Origin of the sequence: Pseudomonas sp. WS 5503, from assembly GCF_012985385.1 — a bacterium.
Classification (GTDB): Bacteria; Pseudomonadota; Gammaproteobacteria; order Pseudomonadales; family Pseudomonadaceae; genus Aquipseudomonas; species Aquipseudomonas paracarnis.
Genome location: NZ_JAAQWI010000009.1, coordinates 170,681 through 191,241, shown reverse-complemented (window position 1 = coordinate 191,241; position 20,561 = coordinate 170,681). Strand labels below are relative to the sequence as shown.

At 58.5% G+C, this 20,561-nt stretch carries 19 protein-coding genes; 10 read left to right on the top strand and 9 right to left on the bottom strand.

All coding sequences use genetic code 11. The features are described from left to right. Nucleotide 1 precedes the first annotated feature (1 nt). Nucleotides 2-190, bottom strand: a complete 189-nt coding sequence (locus HBO10_RS22630) for a hypothetical protein (RefSeq protein WP_034127538.1) — start codon at nt 188-190, stop codon at nt 2-4. 496 nt (nt 191-686) lie between these two features. Here HBO10_RS22630 and HBO10_RS22625 point away from each other — a divergent pair, with 496 nt between their 5' ends. Together HBO10_RS22625 and HBO10_RS22620 are read left to right on the top strand one after the other, a co-directional pair. Continuing rightward, a complete protein-coding gene (locus HBO10_RS22625) occupies nt 687-956 on the top strand; it encodes a hypothetical protein (RefSeq protein ID WP_052199970.1) in 270 nt (89 codons plus the stop codon). Nucleotides 957-1,032: 76 nt separating this feature from the next. Next, the gene (locus tag HBO10_RS22620) at nt 1,033-1,293 is read left to right on the top strand and encodes a hypothetical protein (RefSeq protein WP_052199969.1); all 261 of its coding nucleotides are present in this window, start codon (nt 1,033-1,035) and stop codon (nt 1,291-1,293) included. A gap of 225 nt (nt 1,294-1,518) precedes the next feature. On the opposite strand, the gene HBO10_RS22615 is transcribed toward HBO10_RS22620, so the two are convergent. After that, nucleotides 1,519-2,031: a hypothetical protein gene (locus tag HBO10_RS22615; protein WP_034127537.1), complete on the bottom strand. Its 513-nt coding sequence runs from the start codon at nt 2,029-2,031 to the stop codon at nt 1,519-1,521. A gap of 429 nt (nt 2,032-2,460) precedes the next feature. Between HBO10_RS22615 and HBO10_RS22610 the strand changes: the two genes are divergently transcribed. Both HBO10_RS22610 and HBO10_RS22605 read left to right on the top strand, forming a co-directional pair. Beyond that, a complete protein-coding gene (locus HBO10_RS22610) occupies nt 2,461-3,066 on the top strand; it encodes a DUF4145 domain-containing protein (protein WP_034127536.1) in 606 nt (201 codons plus the stop codon). A gap of 740 nt (nt 3,067-3,806) precedes the next feature. Beyond that, on the top strand, nt 3,807-4,526 hold the full coding sequence (locus tag HBO10_RS22605; RefSeq protein ID WP_230633855.1) for an META and DUF4377 domain-containing protein: 720 nt from the start codon (nt 3,807-3,809) through the stop codon (nt 4,524-4,526). 437 nt (nt 4,527-4,963) lie between these two features. Here HBO10_RS22605 and HBO10_RS22600 read toward each other — a convergent pair whose 3' ends face one another. Further along, entirely contained in the window at nt 4,964-5,905 is a 942-nt protein-coding gene (locus HBO10_RS22600) for an aromatic alcohol reductase (protein WP_034127534.1), read from the bottom strand. A 96-nt stretch (nt 5,906-6,001) separates the two neighbouring features. On the opposite strand from HBO10_RS22600, the gene HBO10_RS22595 reads away from it, so the two are divergent. The 4 genes from HBO10_RS22595 (at nt 6,002) to HBO10_RS22575 (ending at nt 10,062) form a co-directional block, all read left to right on the top strand. Beyond that, complete coding sequence (locus HBO10_RS22595; protein ID WP_034127533.1) at nt 6,002-6,451, top strand: helix-turn-helix domain-containing protein; 450 nt, start codon at nt 6,002-6,004, stop codon at nt 6,449-6,451. Between the two features lie 122 nt (nt 6,452-6,573). Then, on the top strand, nt 6,574-7,182 hold the full coding sequence (locus tag HBO10_RS22590; protein ID WP_034127532.1) for a LysE family translocator: 609 nt from the start codon (nt 6,574-6,576) through the stop codon (nt 7,180-7,182). 944 nt (nt 7,183-8,126) lie between these two features. Continuing rightward, nucleotides 8,127-9,110 (top strand): GlxA family transcriptional regulator, encoded by a 984-nt coding sequence (locus HBO10_RS22580; protein ID WP_052199968.1) that lies wholly within the window; start codon nt 8,127-8,129, stop codon nt 9,108-9,110. Between the two features lie 37 nt (nt 9,111-9,147). Next, entirely contained in the window at nt 9,148-10,062 is a 915-nt protein-coding gene (locus tag HBO10_RS22575; protein ID WP_034127530.1) for an ADP-ribosylglycohydrolase family protein, read from the top strand. Between the two features lie 3 nt (nt 10,063-10,065). Here HBO10_RS22575 and HBO10_RS22570 read toward each other — a convergent pair whose 3' ends face one another. The 5 genes from HBO10_RS22570 to HBO10_RS22550 all read right to left on the bottom strand — a co-directional run bounded on the left by HBO10_RS22570 (nt 10,066) and on the right by HBO10_RS22550 (nt 16,598). Further along, nucleotides 10,066-11,313, bottom strand: a complete 1,248-nt coding sequence (locus tag HBO10_RS22570; protein WP_034127617.1) for an FAD-dependent oxidoreductase — start codon at nt 11,311-11,313, stop codon at nt 10,066-10,068. Nucleotides 11,314-11,315: 2 nt separating this feature from the next. Continuing rightward, the gene (locus HBO10_RS22565) at nt 11,316-12,887 is read right to left on the bottom strand and encodes an aldehyde dehydrogenase (NADP(+)) (protein WP_034127529.1); all 1,572 of its coding nucleotides are present in this window, start codon (nt 12,885-12,887) and stop codon (nt 11,316-11,318) included. Between the two features lie 162 nt (nt 12,888-13,049). Beyond that, entirely contained in the window at nt 13,050-13,997 is a 948-nt protein-coding gene (locus tag HBO10_RS22560; protein ID WP_034127528.1) for a dihydrodipicolinate synthase family protein, read from the bottom strand. 37 nt (nt 13,998-14,034) lie between these two features. Next, the gene (locus HBO10_RS22555) at nt 14,035-14,961 is read right to left on the bottom strand and encodes a 4-hydroxyproline epimerase (RefSeq protein ID WP_034127527.1); all 927 of its coding nucleotides are present in this window, start codon (nt 14,959-14,961) and stop codon (nt 14,035-14,037) included. A gap of 11 nt (nt 14,962-14,972) precedes the next feature. Beyond that, nucleotides 14,973-16,598, bottom strand: a complete 1,626-nt coding sequence (locus tag HBO10_RS22550) for an APC family permease (protein ID WP_034127526.1) — start codon at nt 16,596-16,598, stop codon at nt 14,973-14,975. Nucleotides 16,599-16,785: 187 nt separating this feature from the next. Here HBO10_RS22550 and HBO10_RS22545 point away from each other — a divergent pair, with 187 nt between their 5' ends. Beyond that, nucleotides 16,786-17,595 carry an AraC family transcriptional regulator gene (locus HBO10_RS22545; RefSeq protein ID WP_034127525.1) on the top strand — a complete coding sequence of 270 codons (810 nt, stop codon included), beginning with the start codon at nt 16,786-16,788 and terminating at the stop codon, nt 17,593-17,595. A 153-nt stretch (nt 17,596-17,748) separates the two neighbouring features. Then, a complete protein-coding gene (gene treS / locus HBO10_RS22540; protein WP_034127524.1) occupies nt 17,749-19,812 on the top strand; it encodes a maltose alpha-D-glucosyltransferase in 2,064 nt (687 codons plus the stop codon). Between the two features lie 163 nt (nt 19,813-19,975). Here treS and HBO10_RS22535 read toward each other — a convergent pair whose 3' ends face one another. Next, complete coding sequence (locus tag HBO10_RS22535) at nt 19,976-20,404, bottom strand: glycine zipper domain-containing protein (protein WP_034127523.1); 429 nt, start codon at nt 20,402-20,404, stop codon at nt 19,976-19,978. Nucleotides 20,405-20,561: the final 157 nt, after the last annotated feature.

Sequence of the window (20,561 nt, the reverse complement as noted above, 5' to 3'; positions counted from 1 at the left end):
TTTACTTACCTTTTCGATATGAGGTCTTAATGGTTCCTTTGTTAGGTCCATTGACCACAATGCCGCCTTTGTCAGCTTTGAGCGAGGTTTTGCTTTTCCATATTAATTTAACTGTGATAATAAATACCAGACAAAATCCTATTGCTACCGCGATTAGCAATTGTGGGTTATCCATTAATGAGAAACTCATGTCCAGCCTCCATGACGAGATTCGTTGATAGCTTGATGCTACCGCAGCTCAGTGCGCCACGCTACGCCAATGCGCCTCGGCATGCGCGACTGGGCTGAATCTATGGTTTGATTTTGTTTTACGTGGCAGGCGGCTTAAAGCTGGAACGCGATCAGTATTTTTTTGGAATGGGGCAAACCATACGCCGGTCTATGCCATCAAATGCCCATTATGCATTTATGCACTCTGCTTTGGACGGGCACCACTGCCCGCAAGCACTGGCCAAACCCCATCCTCCCCCAAAATACCCCTACACAATCGGGACGTGCAGGAGTGCGCCAATTGCTTGTCGATACGGAGTGTGTGATGATCGAGGTAGGTGCTGATGGGCGCCTGCCTGCTTGCAATGGCATAGCACTGCACCATCGTTCAACTGCGTCATACCAATTTAGCACCTACCCAAGGCGCACCTGGTGAGCAAGCAATCAGCTAGAGCGTCGTTCTTGGAGAAAGTGCTATGTCTAATTATTCCTATGTAAGCATCCTCAAGCGTCGTGCTAAATCTCTGTCAAGGGACACATCGATATCTCTAGCAGTGGCTCAGGAGCGCGTGTCTCTGGCCGCTGGTTTTGCTCATTTTCATGAGTTGAACGTGATCGCGAAGCGGAAACCAGATGACCCACGTTTAATGAAGGCTGCTCTCGGGATTGTCGTTCTGGGTGATGCTATCTATGAAGATGATGTGTATTCCGCCTTCGAGAGCGAAATAGACGATTTGCATCTCTGATGCAGTTGGTGAAACCAACGCCACCGGATTCACGGTAAAAGGCCTGTCGACTAACGACTCTATTTACGATATTGAGGTGGGCGTTCTGACCCTGCGTGTGTCTTTTGCCTATGAAGGGGAGCAAGACCAAGACCGCATGTATCACGGTCGTGCGTTCTATCTTGATGCTCAGGTTCGATTGGTGCGTCGTGACTACGAGTGGCGGATTGCTGAAGAGGGTGTGGAGATTCTTGCCGGAGAGAGCGACAAGGACCGGGATCGCGAAATGGAGCTGGATGATCAATACGCCCAGTGGCTTGATGAACAGAATGGTAGCGACAGCTTAGGGAAAATTTAGGGCATAAGCTGGGCCGCTGTAGGCCGTTTCTGTCCTTGCAGCTTACCCATAACCCAATGTAATTGCGGCCTAGAGCGGGTTGGGGGGGGGGGCAGGTCGGGTTCGAATCCCTATCCAGACCTCAAGTTTGAAATGCTCAATAGTGGCTTACGAACCGTCGAAGCCTTCGGTATGAGCGGTGGCTTAAGGTTTGGTGTACTTTGGAAATTCGATCAGGTAGCGAGATCAATGTGTGCGGAATGTATTCCATCTGGCAGTATCGAAGTGCATGGCTGCCATTACCTCAAATAGATACAACTCCAAATCGTTACCGATTTCAATAAATGCTACCGACATCTCACGAAGACGGCCTTGAGCAGACAAGAAAACTTCACGAAATTTGTCATCCTTCATGGCTTGGTCGCGCTTCATTTCGTGCGGAAAATCCTCACTTGCTATCCGATAGACCAAGCTTGCGGTGTAATGCGACTGGAAATTCAAATGCTGGACCAGTCGGTTGACGACGCCTCGCGAGATACCAACGTAGATAGGCTTACCTGCATTGATGAAGACATAACAGCCGGGAAAATCTGTTGAACGACCAGCTCGGGATAGGGCCTCTTTAGTCGGACTCTTAAATCCGACGAACTTTTGCGCCGGTATCGGATGAGCAAGTGCCGTGGTCAGCCGAGTAAAGTGGCTCGGAAGAACGATTGAAGTAAGTTTTTCGAAAGTCTCTGTACAGTTGTCGATTGCCATACGTGCCCGCTGTGTCGAAGTATTTGGTGATTTTAGCCCTCGTCAGGATATGTTGGCAGCGAATCATCGCCAAGCATGCCTTCGATTTCCGTTCGAGAAAAACACAGGCCCGTACCGGCAGTGCCTCAATTAGGCCGTCCGTGAGTCTTGCTTAGAAACTACTACAAAACGCAGCGATTCGGAGATGAGGGCTAGGCTGGTCGGGGCTTTGGTGAATCGCTACATCCAATCCATCATCGGGGTCACGGAAAAGCGGCGTGGGCTGCTCAAGCAGATTTAAATTGATCATCCTGTTATCTAACGATTGCAAACGTACCTGCTATCCTCTAAATGGTTAATCCCGACGCGATGGGATTCGCTGTCAGTACTATTTCGTAGATTCATGTTCTAAAATAAAAATTATTTAATCTAAGAATGCGAAGGTTAATCATGATAATTGAATGTAATCACTGTGAGTCAAAAGTAGATGGAATAGAGAAAGGGGAGGTTTACGATAACGACCCGGATTATCCGTTTCCCTGTAAAAGAGTGTTGGTTCAATGCCCAGTATGTAAGTCGGCTCTGTTGGGGATTACGGAGAAGATACAAGTTGGGTACGATGATTGGGAGTGGGATAATTTACATCGATTATGGCCACCACAAGATGCGAGTGTTGATCGCGAGATTCCTGAAATAGCAAGTGTTTCACTTGTAGAAGCAAGGCTCTGCTTTAAGGCTAAAGCGTATAGCGCATGTGCAGTGATGTGTGGGAGGACTATAGAAGGTTTGTGTATGCACCATAAAACAAAAAATAAAACGTTAGCTGGTGGGTTGAAAGAGTTAAAGGAGGCTGAAGTAATTGATATAAGGTTGTTTGAATGGGGGGAGGCGTTGAGAAAGCACAGAAATATTGGAGCGCATGCTAGTAGTGAGAAGATATCCAAAGAGGATGCGAAAGATTTGCTGGATTTCAGTAGCGCTATATGTGAGTACGTGTTTGTATTGAATACTAAGTTCAATCGATTTGTCGAGCGCAGTGCGAAAAATAATAAATAATTGCGGTGTGGCTATTGGTTGGAATGAAAGTATGTGCATCTTCAAGCTGCTGGTGTGTGTTTCTATCTGTTCTGAGCGTTCTAGAGTCAGAAACAAGTATTCCACCCCTAGCGTGAGCTATATTGTCGATGCCTCCAAGGCGAGCTGATTTCTAATCCCTCTCTACGACCTTTGCACGTAAGGCGTGACTGGGCGAGTCGGGGCTACCCGACTTTAGGCGACAAAGCGTGGAAAATCCATTCCGCAACCGAAATAGATCTGCCCTATTTTAGAAGGCTCCAGCGACGTGTAAATACTGGCGATGCGGAATGGATTGTTATGTAGGTGCTTGATAAATAAAAAATATTTGTGGATTGTAAATCCGCCTACGCCGGTTCGATTCCGACCTCGGCCTCCACTCTTGAAAACCCCGTAGATTAACGTCTACGGGGTTTTTTATTGCCTGGGATTTGCCGGCACTTCCAACGCCCGTGAAACTGAACCAAACAAATGATGTCCGATTGCTATCGGCCAAGGAAGAGGTCCGCCAAGCGCGCATTGGGTCTACGCTCAGTAGAGCCTCAAGCGACCTCCTCATGCCGGTTTAGCCGCGCGCTTATCCTGCCTGCGCAGGATAACGCCCGCACTCATCAAAGCTGACAGAGTGACCCATGAAACAAAAAATTCTTCTTGTAGCCGTGTGTGCTGCACTCATCCAAGGCTGTGCCGCCCCTTCCAAAAGCCATGAAGAATCACCTTCAATGCCTATTACCTCAGCAGCTGTAGCCCAGCCAACCTTATCCGCTTACGACTGGAACCTGGTCTCGGCAACGGATGCGTCGGGCAAGCCTCTTGTGGCGATGAACAAAGGCATCGAGCGCAAGTTGCGCGTTGCCTTCGGTGACAAGAACCTGAGCATCAGCGGTGGCTGCAATCGTCAGTTCGGCGGCTTTCACTATCAGGACGGAGTTCTGAAGGTTCAGCCACTGGCCTCTACGCTGATGGCCTGTGACAAGAGCCTGATGGACCTTGATGCCCAAGTAGGGCGGCTGTTCAAGGGTGATCTGCGCGCTGTGATCACCGGCGATAACGTGGCGCCGATGCTGCAACTGACGAAAGCGGATGGCTCGGTGCTCAAGCTGCAAGGCGAGGCCACCCCGCAGACCCGCTACGGTAGCGAGGGTGAGGTCAAGTTTCTGGAAGTGGCGGCCAAGACGGTCAAGTGCAGCCATCCTTTGATCCCAGGTTATCAGTGCCTGCAAGTGCGCGAGCGTCGCTATGACGACGCGGGCCTGCAACTGGCGACCCAAGACACCTGGCATCCGCTGTACCAGCCTATCGAAGGCTTTGTGCATCATGACGGCGTGCGCACTGTGCTGCGGGTCAAACAGTACGAATGGAAGAATCCGCCAGCGGATGCGCCTTCGACGGTCTACGTGTTGGATATGGTGGTCGAGCAGGACGCTTCTGGCAGCAAGTAAGCGAACACAAACCCCGTAGATCAGCGTCTACGGGGTTTTTTATTGCCTGTGATTTATGCGTGTTTTCGACGAGTGACACGTCTAGATCAAGGGTCCTGGGTCGATCAGGGGTTGTCACGTGCGGATTTGCCGACTACCCTGAAAATGTTTGAATTATTACAAACAATTTCGGTGTGACTGTTTTTTAGGTCATACGGCTTCAGGACGAGGAACGAAAAATGTTTTCACATGAAGGTACTGCACTAGAGCTGTTGGTCTTGGTTTTTGGCGTCACTGGGTTATTGTTGATCGCCTGGTTTATTCACCATCAATACGAGCTAAAGTCGCGTAGGCATGTAAAAAAAACAACATGTTTCTGGCCAGCAGCGTGAAGCTCAGAGCCGCTGACTGTCCCTTCACCCGTGCCAGCCTTTACGGCTGGCTTCAGCATCCGGTTTTCAATGGACTGCAAGGTTTTCCCGAGCCCACTGCTCAGCAGTGGTGACAGGAATCGATTGTTGCTCGTTGAACGTGGCCGCCTTAGGCCAGGCCACACCTTTGCCTTGTGCGAATACAGCACGGTACTTCTTGATGTGGTGCGTGGGGTCTTTTTCCAGTGCCTGCATGAGATAGTCAACCGTCCACACGTTGCGTTTGAACGGGCGATCCAGAACGCGTTCCAGCATGCTCGCAACCTGCCCATACGTGACGGTGTCGCCGGCGAGATAGACAATCTGATTGCGCATGCGCGGTTCGAAGAACACGATTTGCGCTGTCAGCGTACCGATGTCGTCCGGTGTCGTGAGCGTCACGCTGTTCTCGAGGCTGCCCAGGGCGTTCACTGTGTTGTTGTCGAAGTCGACGACCTCGAACACCGGCTCGAACAGGAAGCTGGTGAACATGCCTGTCGAGATGATGACCCATTCAGTGTTGTCCTGGGCGCGCAGCAACTCACGCACATCCAGTTGGGCATCGAACAGATCCTGGGGGCTGCCCCGGCCAATCACTTCGAAATCCACGCCAAACTGCCAGGGGAAGTAGCGCTTCACGCCGGATTTGAGTGCGGCGGTTGCCAGCTTCATCGGGGTTTCTCGGCCCGCGATCATGCCCGCGCAGCCGATCACGGTATCGAAGCGTGCGAAGACCTTGGCAAGTTGATCGATTGAGTCGTTCACCAGATCTGCGGCGACCATCTGGATGCCCAGGCTGCGCAGCTCATCGATGTCTGCCTTTTTCTCGGGCGCTTGAGTGTTGATGGTCGATTCCCTGAGTAATACGCTGATGGTGGAACCGGGCGCGCGTTTGGCCTCCCGCGCCAGGTTGCGCAAAACCGGCAGGCCGAGTTCGCCGGCACCTAGAACGAGGATCGATTGAGGGGGAAGTGGGGTCATTTCAGGCATGATTTCTCCGCAGACCTGTTGGCGATAAGATGAGCCCATGCTGGCACGATTCGGCAGCGCTCATAAGAAGGCACACGTGTGATACCAGGGGTAGAAATGACCGATCAGGAAACGCTCAGCCAGGCAGAAGTTATCTGCCAGTCGCTCAGAGAGGAGGACGATGGCGTCAGGCGTGAAGTCCTTGCTCATGCCGGTAGCCGCTGGGCATTGGGCATCCTGCATGCCCTGGGTGTGTACGGTGCAATGCGTCATGCCGAGATAAAACGACAGATGACGGGTGTGACTCAGCGCATGTTGACCAAGACGCTTCGTGCCATGGAGCGCGATGGTTTGTTGGTTCGGCGCGAGTTCGGTGAAATTCCTCCCCGCGTCGAGTACGAGCTGACGCCGCTGGGCAGGGAGCTTTTGATTCGCATGTCGCCTATCTGGACCTGGGTGGTGGAAAACGTGGAGGACTTTCGCAAGGCTCGGCGTATTTTCGACAGTCAGGAAGGCAAAAAACCGGCATGGCAGGTTCCCACACCGGTTCCCGATGCGCCTCGGTAAGCGCTACTTCTCGATGAAGGCTTTGCAAGTGTATGCCTCGATCCATCCCTAGCTGTACGGGGCGCAGCGCGCCATAACCCCCTACTGTCGCAGGCACATCACCACCGCTTGGATGCCGCGCCATGATCATGTCTACCAGCCTGTTATCAGCTTTCGTGCTGTTCGCTTTTGTCTCTTCGATCACCCCTGGGCCCAACAACACCATGTTACTGGCCTCAGGCGTGAATTTCGGCTTTCGCCGTTCGATGCCTCATGCGCTGGGGATCAGCATTGGCTTCATGCTGTTGGTGATTTGTGTGGGGCTGGGCTTGGGCGAGGTGTTCAAGCTGTTTCCGTGGGCCTACACGCTATTGCGTTATGTCGGCGCCGCGTATTTGTTGTATCTGGCGTGGAAGATTGCCAATGCGGGCGGCATGTCTGATAACCCGGATGAACATGGCAAGCCGATGACCTTCCTCGGTGCGGCGGCCTTCCAGTGGGTCAACCCCAAGGCGTGGATCATGGCGCTGGGGGCGATCACTACCTATACGCCTGCCGAGGGTTATGTCACCAATGTGCTGGTGATCGCCCTGGTGTTTGCGGTAGTCAATTTGCCGAGCGTGTGTGTATGGGTGGGGTGTGGCAGCGGCTTGCGCAACTTGCTGCGTGAGCCGCGCTGGTTGCGGATGTTCAACTGGTCCATGGCCGGGCTGTTGGTGCTGTCGCTGTATCCGATGCTGTTTGTGGGCTGAGGTGGCGTAGGTAACGCGTTGACTGTCAGGCCGTCATCGCAGCATAGGTATCTACATAACTTCGGCACGACGCTAAATCTGTGGCGAGGGAGCTTGCTCCCGCGACGGCCTGGCAGCCGACACAGATATAACTGATGCGCCGCGATCCAATGTGGGAGCTGGCTTGCCTGCGATGACCATAGGTATCTATACAACTTTGCAAAGCACCCGTAGCAGCCGACGGTAACCACGATGCGAAGCGAGTCGCTCTTGATCTGCTTTTGATCTTAGGCGCCCCGTCAAACCACGCTGGAGGAGTACGGGCACACCCAGCCTAAGCGAGGTGCCGAGTGGTGGGGTAAGAGCCTTTTGCTTACTTTTTGGCTCTTTTCAAAAGTGAGCCGCTGTAAAAGCGGAACCCTAAGTGGCCGCTACCGCAGGAATGGATATGTACACGGTCCAACTGAGTTGACCGTCAGGCCGTCATCGCAGGCAAGCCAGCTCCCACATTTAGGTCTCGGGGCGTCAGGTAGATCACCGTCGGTTGGCAGGCCGTCACGGGAGCAAGCTCCCTCGCCACGATGCGGGATTAGACCGGCGAGATGGTCGCCAACATGCCGATGCCAATGGTCAATACCAAAAAGCCGAACAGGAAAATTGCCATCTTGGTCATAAGGCCTCCGAGGGGAAGGGGACGACAGGAGTGTCGGGATGGGGCTATTGTCCGCCTCAAGCGGTTTTCAATACAGGCGCAGATCGAAAAGAAAAAACCGTATCAGATCACCGCGCAGCGCCTGGGCCGTGGCTTTTCAAACGAACAGTTTTTATCAAGATCAGTGCAATGGCCGCTGCCAGCCTCGAGCGTCACCTGAGACAGGCACTGCATTTGCCCCTAAGATAGCCCCCACTGCACAACAATAAGCGTGGGCCGACCCTCGATGGAAAGACGCCAGTTCAGCGGTGGCATGCAAGGCAAGAACCTGCGCTACCTCAGTGATAATCCCCAGCAATCGACCTCGGTCACCCGTGTCGGTTTTTTGCTGCTCGAACACTTCTCCTTGCCGGCCTTTACCCAGACCCTCGACACGCTGGTGACCGCCAACCTGTTGCGCCCCGATCTGTTCGCTACGCGCACCTTCGGCTGGGGTGAGGGCGAAGTGATCAGCGACCTGGGCCTGGTCATTCGCCCGGATGCGAACCTGACGCTGGCGAGCTTGCAGGACTTGGACCTGTTGGTGATCTGCGGTGGTTTTCGCACCGAACTCAAGGCGAGCGAGCCATTTATCCAATGGCTGCGCAGTGCGGGTGAAGCGGGCGTGCGCCTTGCCGGTTTGTGGAACGGCTCGTGGTTCCTCGGGCGTGCGGGGCTGCTGCAGGGTTACCGCTGTGCCATCCACCCCGAACATCGCCCGGCGCTGGCCGAAGTGTCCAAGGCGGCGCAGGTCACCAGCGAGCCCTACGTGATCGACCGCGACCGCCTCACCGCGTCCAGCCCCTCGGGGGCTTTCCATATGGCCTTGGACTGGATCAAGAGCCTGCATGGCAAAGCCTTGGTCGAAGGCATCGAAGATATCCTGGCGTTCGAAGAGTCACGCTACCGCCGTATCAAACCCACTGAAAACATCTGTGTCAGCGCGCCGTTGCGCGAGGTGGTGAAGTTGATGGACGCCAACCTCGAAGAACCCCTGGAACTCGATCAACTCGCCGTCTACGCCGGCCGTTCCCGCCGCCAGTTGGAGCGCCTGTTCAAAGAACAGCTGGGTACCACGCCGCAGCGCTACTACATGGAACTGCGCGTCACTGAGGCGCGACGCCTGTTGCAGCACACCGAGTTATCCCAGGTGGATGTGCTGGTGGCGTGCGGGTTTGTCTCGCCGAGCCATTTCAGCAAATGCTACAGCGCGTATTTCGGCTATCGCCCCTCCAAGGAGAAGCGGTTGGTCAAGTAGCCTGGCGGGTGTAGCAAGATTTTCACGAGGAGTGGCAATGAATATCACGCTTTTGGATCGTTATCGCGGCAGCCTACTTGGGCTGGCGTGTGGCGATGCGGTAGGGACGACGGTTGAATTCATGCCCCGCGGCAGCTTTTCTCCCGTGACGGATATGCTAGGCGGCGGACCGTTTAGCCTCAAGCCTGGCCAATGGACTGACGATACCTCCATGGCTCTGTGTCTGGCCGAAAGCCTGTTGCGCAAAGGCGGTTTTGACGCGATGGACCAGATGGGACGTTATCTGAATTGGTGGAAGTGGGGTTACTTGAGTTCTACCGGAGAGTGCTTTGATATCGGCATGACGGTTCGCGAAGCGTTGGAGCAATTTCAGCAAAGTGGCAACGCTTTTGCGGGCTCAACGCATCCGTATTCGGCCGGCAATGGTTCGATGATGCGCCTCGCACCTGTCGTGTTGTTTTACTTTCCAGATAGGGCGGACATCCACCTGTTTGCCGAGCAAAGCTCGCGAACTACGCATGCCGCGCAGGAGGCTATCGAGTGCTGCCTGCTGCTGGCCGAGGCTATCAGCAATGCCCTGAGCGGTGTTCCAAAGAAGCAGGTGCTGAGTTTTTCCCACACCGCGCTGTTGGCCCCTAAGATCAAGGCTATCGCCTCTGGCGATTATCGCGATAAAACCTCTGCTCAAATCGTTGGCTCAGGTTATGCGGTGGCTTCGCTGGAGGCCGCATTCTGGTGTTTCGATCAGACCTCAAATTTTGCTGAAGCGATACTCGCTGCCGCCAACCTTGGGGATGACGCAGACACTACTGCCGCAATCGTTGGGCAACTGGCGGGGGCGTATTACGGCGTCCAGGCTATCCCTGTCGGTTGGTTGAACAAGCTATGGATGCGCGATGAAATCCAAGAAACGGCTGATGCGTTATTCAGCACTTCGCGCTTACCACGGTAAGGTTCAGAAACGATCTAGCCGATAAGGCTGTAGTTCTGGCACCCGCTCACCCGCAGCAAGTTGCCCAACCCACTCGGCCGTCACCGCCGCTTGTGTCAGTCCCAAATGCTGGTGACCAAATGCAAGCAGCACTTTGCCTTCGCACACCCGGTCAATGATCGGCAGCGAGTCGGGCAGGGAAGGGCGAAACCCCATCCAGGGCGTGGCTTCGCTGTCGCTCAAGTCGTGTTGGAACAGCCCTTTGCTCAACCGGTGCAACTGCCAGGCCCGTTGCATATTGGCTGGGCGGTCGAGGCCGGCGAATTCGACCGTGCCGGCCAGGCGCAGGCCACCGGTCATGGGCGTCATGATGAATTTGCGCTCCAGTGAAGTGACCGCGAAGGGCAGGCGCTGTTGTTCCTGGGGCAGCATCAGGTGGTAACCGCGTTCGGTGTCCAGCGGCACTTGTTTGCCGGTGAGAGCTGCGGTGAGTTTGGCCGAGTGGGCGCCGCAGGCAATCAGCACTTGCTGCGCTGTCAGTACGCCTTGGTCGGTCATCAGGGAAACGCCGCTAGCCTCCAGGCGTCCGTCCAGAACGCGCTGCTGAAGAAATTGCACCCCCTCAGCCTTGGCCGCGTTCACCAGTTCGCCAACCACCGTGTACGGGTCCAGAAAATGTCCGGTAGCGGGAAAGAACAAACCGCCTTGTATGGCGTCGCTCAGTTGCGGCGCAGCCTTGCGCACCGCATCGCCGCTCCAGAAGTCCACGACGACGCCTTGCTGCCGCATGCGTTGCTGCACTGCATCCAGTGCAGCGCGGGATTCGGCGCGCTCATACACCAACAGCGAACCGTCTTCACGCAGCAATGGCGCTTGCCCAATCGATTGCAGCAAGCGTTGCCACGCGCCCAGGCTGCCTTCGTTCAGCGCGCGAAGGCCGGCTACGGTGCGCTGATAACGCACTGGCCGCAGGTTCAGCAGCAGGCGAATAAACCAGGGCAGGGCGCGGGGCAGGTAGGTCCAGTCCAGGCGCAGCGGGCCCATGGGGTCCAGGAGCATGGCGGGCAAGCGCTTGAGGATCGACAGGTCGGCGATGGGGAACACCTGCTCCGTTGCCAGGTGGCCGGCGTTGCCGTAGGAGGCGCCCATGCCGGGTGCCTGCGGGTCGAGCACGACGACTCGGCGGCCTTGGCGTGCCAGCTGCAAGGCGCAGGCGACGCCGATAATGCCGGCGCCGACTACTACGATGTCTGCTTGCTTGGGATCGGCCATGATCATGCTTCTCGCTGGCCGTCGAGCAGGCGCCGCAACCGCAGCGGGTTGTCGTGCTGCAGCGCGGTGGGCAGCAAGGCGTCCGGGACGTCCTGGTAACACACCGGGCGCAGGAATCGCAGGATCGCCGCCGTGCCCACCGAGGTACTGCGCGCATCCGAAGTCGCCGGAAAGGGCCCGCCATGCACCATGGCGTCGCACACTTCTACGCCGGTCGGCCAGCCGTTCACCAGCAGGCGCCCAGCCTTGCGCTCCAGCACCGGCAGCAATGCCCGCGCCTGTGGCAGGTCGTGGTCATCCATGTGCAGGGTTGCGGTGAGTTGACCTTCCAGGTGCTCGGACACCTGGCGCATGTGCTCGACATCACGGCACTGCACCACCAGCGAGGCGGCGCCGAATACTTCGGCTTGCAGGTGTTGATTGTTCAGGAACGCCTCGGCCTGGGTCACGTACAGATGGGCCTGGCCCTGGTTCGGCCCGGTCGCTGGCAAGCCCTTGGCGGCGATGTGAGCGTGCTGGGCCAGGGTCTTCAGGCCGGTTTCGTAAGCGCTGAAGATGCCCGGTGTGAGCATGGTCTGGGACGGGCAACGCGAGAGCCGCTCACTGGCAGACTGAATAAAACGGTCCAGAGCGGCGCCTTGCAGGGCAATCATCAGGCCAGGGTTGGTACAGAACTGGCCGGCGCCTTGGGTCAGCGACGCGACGAATCCTTCGGCCAAGGCTTCGCTCCGAGCTTCAAGCGCAGCAGGAAACAGGTACACCGGGTTGATCGAGCTCATTTCCGCGTACACCGGGATCGGCTCCGGGCGTGCCTGCGCCGCTTGGCACAGGGCGATACCGCCACTGCGCGACCCCGTGAAGCCTACGGCCTTGATGCGCGGGTCGCGCACCAATGCGATACCCACCTCGTTACCCGCGCCGTAGAGCAGTGAAAACACACCCTCCGACAAGCCACAATCTTTGACCGCCTGGGCGATGGCGCGCCCCACCAGCTCGCTGGTGCCGGGGTGCGCGTTATGCGCCTTGACGATCACCGGGCAACCGGCGGCAAGGGCCGATGCGGTATCGCCGCCCGCCACGGAGAAGGCTAGAGGGAAGTTGCTGGCACCGAACACGGCTACCGGACCCAGGGCGATATGGCGCTGGCGCAGGTCGGCACGGGGCAGGGGTTGGCGCTGGGGCTGTGCGGTATCGACGCGCACGTCGAGCCATTCGCCCAGGCGCACGGTGCGGGCAAAAGCGCGCAGTTGCCCGCAGGTACGGCCGCGTTCACCTTCAATGCGTGCGCGAGGCAAGCCGGTTTCGGCGCAGGCGCGTTCGATCAACTCATCGCCCAGGGCTTCGATGTGGGTGGCGATGGTTTCAAGCAACGTGGCGCGATCTGCCAAGGTGGTTTCGCGGTAAGCGTCGAACGCGGCCCACGCCAGTGCGCAGGCCTGGTCGACGTGCTGCTCATCCCCGCCAGCGTAGGCGGGTTCCAGTGGGGTGTTGGTAGCGGGGTTGATGGCCCGGATCGCATCGCGATGGCCGCAAACCGATTGCTGACCGATCAGCATCTTGCCTGTCAGAGTCATGGGGACATCCTGGAAAAAAAAGAGGTGTTGTAGGCGCGAGCTTATGTGGCGAGCAAGCTTGCTTGCGCTGGGGTGCGAAGCGCCCCCAATAAAAGCCGGAGACTGCTGCGCAGTCAGCGGGAGCAAGCTCCCTCGCCACAGCAAGCTCGCGCCTACAGAAAATCAAACGACGTTCTGTTCGGCCGACCAGTTGGCATACCACTGACGGAACAGCGCGTACTGCTGCTCGGCATACCGGCGCTGGGCAGCGCTGAGCCCGTCGGTTTCGTTGAAGTGCAGGGCGTAACCCTGGTCGCCGTTGAGCACCATCAAATGCTTGTAATACAGCACCAGATCGCAACCCTCGTCGAACGAGGACAACACCGCCAGTGCAGCTTCCAGTTCGCGGGCCTGGCGACGCGCCTTGGCATCGCCCTTGGCGGCCTTTTTGCTCAGGGCCACCAGTTGCAGCACCTCGCGGGGCAGTGCATTGCCGATGCCGGTGATAGCGCCGGTGGCGTTGCAGTTGACGAAGCCGTGTACCACCTGGGTGTCGACGCCGACCATCAGGGTCACATCATCATCCTGGGAGGTGATGTTTTCGGCGGCGTAGCGCAGGTCGGCGGCGCCGCCGAACTCCTTGAAGCCGATCAGGTTCGGGTGTTCGCGGCGCAGTTCGAAGAACAGGTCGGCGCGGGTGGCGAAACCATAGTAGGGGCTGTTGTAGATCACCGCCGGCAGGTTGGGGGCGGCGTTGAGGATTGCTGCAAAGTGGGCCTTTTGCGCAGTGACCGAAGCCCCTCGGGACAGCACGCGGGGAATCACCATCAAACCATCGGCGCCGACTTTGGCGGCATGGGCTGCGTGGGATACGGCTTCACGGCTGTTCACCGCCCCCGTACCGACGATGGTCGGCACACCCGCAGCCACCAGGCGCGCCACGCCTTCCTGGCGCTGGGCCTCGGTGAGCAGCGGCCAGTCGCCCATGGAACCGCAATACACCACGGCACTCATGCCGATGTCGATCAGCTCGCGGCCCTTGGCCACCAGTGCGTCGAAGTCCGGTTGGCGCTCGGCGGTGCAAGGGGTCATCAGGGCGGGCATGCAGCCGGTGAAGATGTTGTCGCTCATGGTGCTAACTCCGGTTTCAGTTGAATGAATAATGGGCTCAGATGCCCCAGGCAAACGGGTCTTGTTCGTCGATCAGCAACGTGCTGTCGGCGGTCATGTAGGCGCGGCCGGTGATGAATGGACGTACGCGTTCGCCGTCCCACTCATAGCGGCCCAGGAACTGGCTGCCGGTGATGCTGGCTTGGACCCAGGGTTCTCCTGCGGCCAGTTTTGCGTCGGCGGCCAGGCAGGCGAGCTTGGCGCTGGTGCCGGTGCCGCAGGGGGAGCGGTCATAGGCTTTGCCGGGGCACATCACGAAGTTGCGGCTGTCGGCGTGGGCGTCGTCGGCGAACAGTTCGATATGGTCGATCAGCGCACCGTCTGCGCCACGGATGCCTTGGGCTTCGAGGGCGTTGAGCATGGCCCAGGTGTAGTCGGTCAGGGCCTCCACGTTGTCCATCTGCAACTCATGGCCGTGGTCCGACACCAGGAAGAACCAGTTGCCGCCCCAGGCGATGTCGCCCAGCACCACGCCATGCCCAGGCACATCAACCGGCACCTGCTTGCGGTAGCGGTAAGCGGGTACATTGCGCAGGGTCACGCTGCCGTCTTCGTGCAAGGTGGCCGCGACCGGGCCGACCGGCGTGTCAAGGCTGTGCACGCCCGGTTGGATCAGCCCCAGGTGATGCAGCGAGGCAACCAGGCCGATGGTGCCGTGGCCGCACATGCCGAGGTAGCCGGCGTTGTTGAAGAAGATCACCCCGCAGGTCGCCCCCGGCGTAACCGGCGCGCAGTACAGCGCGCCCACCAGCACATCGTTGCCCCGTGGCTCCAGCAGGCAGGCGCGGCGCCATTGATCGTGGTGGGTGCGCAGGTGGTCCAGTTGATCGGCGATCGAAGCACCCGCCAGTTCGGGAAAGCCGTTCATGACCAGGCGTGTAGGTTCACCGCCGGTGTGTGAGTCAATCACATGCAGTCGTTTCATAAGGCGCTCCATCAGTGGGTAGTCGGGGACAGTGGGGCGCTGTAGTGCGCGTCGCTGACGACTTCGCTTTCGTCCTCTTCCTGCTCCAGGCGTACCAAGTGGGCGGGTACGCCGGTGGCGGCGCCCCAGTAGTAAATGCCCAGGGCGCAGGCCGCCACCACCAGGGTGTCAAACGGGTGGCTGATCACACCAATACCGCCAAAGCTGCCGAGCTTGGAGAGCAGGATGGTCACGGCGTAGAAGCCGATCAGCCAGGCCGAGGAGCGTACTTGTTGCTTGAGGTTCAGGTGCGCGGTCGGCACCCAGCGCGCGCACAGCAGGTACACCACAAACATCAGAATTTGCAGGCCCAGCAGCCAGGACACGGTGTTCCAGCCCGACCAGTACACGATCAGCGCAGCGATGATAAACGACAGCGGCCCCAGCACCGCCATGCCCTTGACCCGAAATGGGCGCGCCATGTCGGGTGCATTGCGGCGCAGGGCGGCGACTGTCACCGGGGCCACGGCATAACTGAGGATCAGGGCGGCGGACACCACGTTGATCAGCGCTTCCCAGGACGGGAACGGCAAGGTCCAGAACACCGACAGGCCAAAGGTCAGCCACAGCGCCGGGCGCGGGATGCCGGACTTTTCATCGATGCGCGTGAATATCTTGAAGAAGGTGCCAGTCTGCGCCCAGCCATACACCACGCGCGGGGTGGCGTTCATGTAGATGTTGCCGCAGCCGCTGGGGGAGATCACTGCATCGGCCACCACCAGGTAGGCCAGCCAGCCCACGCCCAGCGCCAGGGCGATGTCGCGATAGGGCAGGGCCAGTTCCTTGCTGATGCCGGCCCAGCCATTGGCGAGCATTTCGGTAGGCACGCCGCCGAGGAACGCGGTTTGCAGCAGCACATAGATGGCCGTAGACAACAGTACCGAGAGGATCAGGGCGATGGGGATGGTGCGCTGTGGGTTTTTCACTTCGCTGGCCACCGAAATGATCGGCGTCAGGCCCAGGTAGGCAAAGATCACCCCGCCTGCCGACACGGCCATCTCGATGCCCGACAAGCCGAACGGTGCAAAGCCATGCACCTGGAAGTTCTCAGGCTTGAAGAAGGTGAACAGCACGCCGATCACCAGCAACGGCACGATGAACTTGAACACGCTCACCAGGTTATTGGCGATGGCAAAGGTCTTCACGCTGCGGTAATTGAGCACAAAGAACAGGCACAGCAAGGCAAATTGCACCAGCCAGCCCAGGGTGGTGGGGTCGCTGGAGCCGGCCTTGGTCAACTGGGGAAACCAGGCTGCCGCATATTGGCGCGAGGCGACCACTTCAATCGCCACCAGGCTGGAAAACGCGATCAGCGTGATAAAGCCCATCAGGTAGCCCAGCAGCGGGCCATGGGAGTACACCGGGTAGCGCACCACGCCGCCAGCGCGGGGCAGGGCGGCGCCCAGTTCGCAGTAGACAATGCCCAGCAACAGCACGGCGAAACCGCCCAGCAGCCAGGAAAAAATTCCCGCCGGGCCTGCGATGGCAGACACGTGACTGGCGGCGAACAACCAACCCGATCCGAAGATGGCTCCCAACCCGATAAAGGTGAGGTCCATCAGTGACAGCTGTTTCTTGAACTTGCCTTGGCCTGACATAGCGGCGCCTTCTTGTGAGTTATTGGATAGGCATGCAGTGGCGCTATCCTGAACCCATCAGGCAGACTGACGATTGATGTTTTGCGCAGGGATGGATGACGAATTCAGCACAATTTGCCGCGCTCGACAGCGCTCGCCTCATGCCTCAATCTGCTGGCTGTCGACGAATAAAGGGGCTGAGAAAGTCATGTTGCAAAGCGCGTTCGCGAGCCTTTTCCAAGGCAGCCGACCCCACAGCATCGAGCAGCTATTAAGCGGGGTAGAGCAGTTGCTGCCGATGCTTGATGTACTACCCAATGCTGCGATTTTCATCAAGGACATCGACGCTCGCTACGTGCTCGCCAACCGCACCCTGGTGCAACGCTGCGGCCTCAAACAACTGCAACCGCTGCTGGGCAAGACCAGCGCCGAAGTGTTTCCCGCACAATTGGGCCCTGGCTATACCGAACAGGACCGGCGCGTGCTGAAGCAAGGTCTGGTACTGGAGGATCAACTCGAACTGCACCTCTACGGCACCCGCGAACCGGGCTGGTGCCTGACCCACAAGTGGCCGCTGTACAACCAGCTCGGTGCGATCATCGGCCTGGCCGGGATCTCGGTAGACCTGCAATCAGCCAGTGAAACCCACCCGGCCTATCAGCGTCTGGCGGCGGTGGACGAACACATCCGCAGCCATTTCAACCGACGTGTCACCCTGGGCGAATTGACCCGCATCGCCGGGATTTCCGTGGCGCAACTGGAGCGCTACTGCAAGCGCGTGTTTCACCTCACGCCTCGGCAAATGATCCAGAAAGTCCGGCTGGAACATGCCCGGCGGTTGTTGCATACCGAGCTGCCGATTACCGAGGTGGCGCTGCAATGCGGGTACACCGATCACAGCGCGTTTACCCGGCAGTTCAAATCTTCAACCGGGTTCACCCCTAGGCAGTACCGGCAAGCGACGCAAGGCGGCAGGCCAGATGAAAATCTAATGTGGGAGGGGGCTTGCCCCCGATAGCAGTGTGTCAGTCAGGATATTTTTATCTGATCCACCGCCATCGGGGGCAAGCCCCCTCCCACATTTGGATGAAGCCAAGTCGATGCAACGAATGCCGCCCACGCCCCTCATATGCTTACACCGACCCTTTTCACCACGACAGGTACCGAGCTTATGACCGCGGCGAACAACGACCATGTGAACTGGCTGGTGCAACATTCCATGCTCCACGCAGCGCGCCAGCGAGCCAAGCTCTATTCGGGGCAAGGCCGCTTGTGGCAGCAGCCCTATGCACAGACACGGCCGCGTGACGCTTCAGCCTTGTCGTCGGTGTGGTTCACTGCCTACCCCGCGTCGATTGTCACCCGCGAAGGCGGCACCGTGCTGGAGGCGCTGGGGGACGAAACCCTGTGGCATACCCTGTCGAAGATCGGCATCCAGGGCATTCACAACGGCCCGCTGAAGAAGTCCGGTGGTTTGTCTGGCACCGAGCACACCCCGACCATCGACGGCAATTTTGACCGCATCAGCTTCGACATCGACCCGCAATTGGGCACCGAGGCGCAATTGCAGGCCTTGACGCGCATGGCTGCCGCGCACAATGCGGTGATCATCGACGATGTGATCCCGTCGCACACCGGCAAGGGCGCGGACTTTCGCCTGGCTGAAATGGCCTATGAGGACTATCCCGGCCTGTACCACATGGTCGAAATCCGCGAGGAAGACTGGCCGTTGCTGCCCGACGTGGCTGCCGGACGCGATGCACAAAACCTCAGCCCCTCCCAGGTAGACGCACTGCGCGACAAGCACTACATCGTCGGCCAATTGCAGCGGGTGATTTTCTTCGAGCCCGGCGTCAAAGAAACCGACTGGAGCGCCACCCCGGTGGTGCTCGGCGTAGATGGCAAGCCGCGGCGCTGGGTGTACCTGCATTACTTCAAGGAAGGCCAGCCGTCGCTCAACTGGCTCGACCCTTCGTTTGCTGCGCAGCAGATGATCATCGGTGATGCGCTGCACGCCATTGATGTGATGGGCGCGAAAATCCTGCGCCTGGATGCCAACGGCTTTCTCGGCGTGGAGCGCAAGCTCGATGGCACGGCCTGGTCCGAAAGCCATCCGCTGTCGATCACCGGCAATCAGTTACTCGGCGGCGCCATTCGCAAGGCGGGCGGGTTCAGTTTTCAGGAACTCAACCTCACCGTGGACGACATCGCGTCGATGTCCCACGGCGGCGCCGACCTGTCTTATGACTTCATCACCCGGCCTGCCTACCAGCATGCCTTGCTGATGGGCGACACGGAATTCCTGCGCCTGATGCTGCGCCAGATGCACAGCCTCGGCATCGACCCCGGCTCGCTGATTCACGCGCTACAGAACCACGATGAACTGACCCTGGAGCTGGTGCACTTCTGGACGCTACACGCCCATGACAGCTTCCTGTTCCAGGGCCAGACCTTCCCCGGCAACATCCTGCGCGAGCATATCCGCGAACAGATGTACGAACGCCTGACCGGTGAGCATGCGCCGTACAACCTCAAGTTCGTCACCAACGGCGTGTCCTGCACCACCGCCAGCATCATCACCGCAGCCCTGGGTATTCGTGACCTGGAGGCGATCACCCCGGCGGATATCCAGCAGATTCGCCAGATCCATTTGCTGCTGGTGATGTACAACGCCATGCAACCTGGGGTGTTTGCCTTATCCGGCTGGGACCTGGTGGGCGCGCTGCCGTTGGCGGCCGAAGACGTGGCGCACCTGATGGCCGATGGCGACACACGCTGGATTCACCGTGGCGCCTATGATCTGGTAGACCTGAACCCCGACGCCGAACTGTCAGCTGGGCAAATGCCGCGCTCCAAAAGCCTGTATGGCAGCCTGAACAGCCAACTGCAGGACCCGGAGTCCTTTGCCTCCCAACTGCAAAAAATCCTCGCCGTACGCCGCGCCTACGACATCGCCGCCAGCCGCCAGATCCTGGTGCCGGATGTCGAGCATCCCGGCTTGCTGATCATGGTGCACGAACTACCGGCGGGTAAGGGCACGCAAATCACCGCGCTGAACTTTGGCGCCACGCCGATCACCGAAACCCTGCACCTGCCCAACATCGCCCCGGGGCCGGTGGTGGATATCATCAATGAGCGGGTGGAAGGCGATTTGACCGAGGAGGGCGCGTTCACGATTACCCTGGACGCTTATGAAGGGCTGGCGTTGCGGGTGGTGAGCAGCACGCCGATGTAAAGGCGACGAAACGGTAACTGTGGCGAGGGAGCTTGCTCCCGTTGGACTGCGTAGCAGTCCCAGCCTCTTTGAACAAAAGAGCGGGGCGGCTTCGCGCCCCAACGGGAGCAAGCTCCCTCGCCACAGGTTAGTGTTTGTTGGCTAACAGCGCCGTACCACGCGATCAGTGGTGCTTGTTCTTGTGCTTATGTTTGTTGCCTTTGTGCTTGCCACCACCGGAACGATGACCGCTCTCGTCATCGGCCAGGTTGTTACCCAGCGCGCCACCGGCTGCGCCACCCACGCCGGCGCCGATGGTTGAACCGGTGGTGCCGCCCAGGCGATTGCCAATCAGCGAACCGCCTGCCGAGCCCAAACCGCCGCCAATCGCCGCTTCGGTCTTGTTGCCCTTTTGCGCACCCACTGCACTCCCGGCTGCGCCCCCCACGCCGGCGCCGATGGCCGCACCTGTCGAGCCACCAAGCTGCTGGCCCACCACGTTGCCCAATACACCGCCGACACCGCCTCCCAGCGCCGCCGTACCATCTCCAGCGGCCAAGGCCCCTTGGGAGATCAGGATGCCCAATGCCAGGGCCGGGAATGTCATTTTCATTTTTTTGTACCTCAAGGGCTGTCTCAGGCGCTCACGGGGTAAAGCACGCCTGGCATTTTGATTAGAGCACACGCCATAACACTTGGGCTTGGGTGATAGCCCCTTGCACAAGAAAATTTTTTTTCAGCCCTCTTGAATTCCTTTTACGCGTCCATAA

Bases quoted from the DNA above. Each gene is read 5' to 3' on its own strand.
- HBO10_RS22570 (WP_034127617.1), bottom strand. From the start codon at position 11,313: ATGGCCGATCCCAAGCAAGCAGACATCGTAGTAGTCGGCGCCGGCATT.
- HBO10_RS22590 (WP_034127532.1), top strand. From the start codon at position 6,574: ATGATCATGTCTACCAGCCTGTTATCAGCTTTCGTGCTGTTCGCTTTT.
- HBO10_RS22555 (WP_034127527.1), bottom strand. From the start codon at position 14,961: ATGAAACGACTGCATGTGATTGACTCACACACCGGCGGTGAACCTACA.
- HBO10_RS22545 (WP_034127525.1), top strand. From the start codon at position 16,786: ATGTTGCAAAGCGCGTTCGCGAGCCTTTTCCAAGGCAGCCGACCCCAC.
- HBO10_RS22600 (WP_034127534.1), bottom strand. From the start codon at position 5,905: ATGCCTGAAATGACCCCACTTCCCCCTCAATCGATCCTCGTTCTAGGT.
- HBO10_RS22630 (WP_034127538.1), bottom strand. From the start codon at position 190: ATGAGTTTCTCATTAATGGATAACCCACAATTGCTAATCGCGGTAGCA.
- HBO10_RS22605 (WP_230633855.1), top strand. From the start codon at position 3,807: ATGCCTATTACCTCAGCAGCTGTAGCCCAGCCAACCTTATCCGCTTAC.
- HBO10_RS22560 (WP_034127528.1), bottom strand. From the start codon at position 13,997: ATGAGCGACAACATCTTCACCGGCTGCATGCCCGCCCTGATGACCCCT.
- HBO10_RS22615 (WP_034127537.1), bottom strand. From the start codon at position 2,031: ATGGCAATCGACAACTGTACAGAGACTTTCGAAAAACTTACTTCAATC.
- HBO10_RS22595 (WP_034127533.1), top strand. From the start codon at position 6,002: ATGACCGATCAGGAAACGCTCAGCCAGGCAGAAGTTATCTGCCAGTCG.
- HBO10_RS22535 (WP_034127523.1), bottom strand. From the start codon at position 20,404: ATGAAAATGACATTCCCGGCCCTGGCATTGGGCATCCTGATCTCCCAA.
- HBO10_RS22575 (WP_034127530.1), top strand. From the start codon at position 9,148: ATGAATATCACGCTTTTGGATCGTTATCGCGGCAGCCTACTTGGGCTG.
- HBO10_RS22625 (WP_052199970.1), top strand. From the start codon at position 687: ATGTCTAATTATTCCTATGTAAGCATCCTCAAGCGTCGTGCTAAATCT.
- HBO10_RS22565 (WP_034127529.1), bottom strand. From the start codon at position 12,887: ATGACTCTGACAGGCAAGATGCTGATCGGTCAGCAATCGGTTTGCGGC.
- HBO10_RS22550 (WP_034127526.1), bottom strand. From the start codon at position 16,598: ATGTCAGGCCAAGGCAAGTTCAAGAAACAGCTGTCACTGATGGACCTC.
- treS (WP_034127524.1), top strand. From the start codon at position 17,749: ATGACCGCGGCGAACAACGACCATGTGAACTGGCTGGTGCAACATTCC.
- HBO10_RS22580 (WP_052199968.1), top strand. From the start codon at position 8,127: ATGCAAGGCAAGAACCTGCGCTACCTCAGTGATAATCCCCAGCAATCG.
- HBO10_RS22610 (WP_034127536.1), top strand. From the start codon at position 2,461: ATGATAATTGAATGTAATCACTGTGAGTCAAAAGTAGATGGAATAGAG.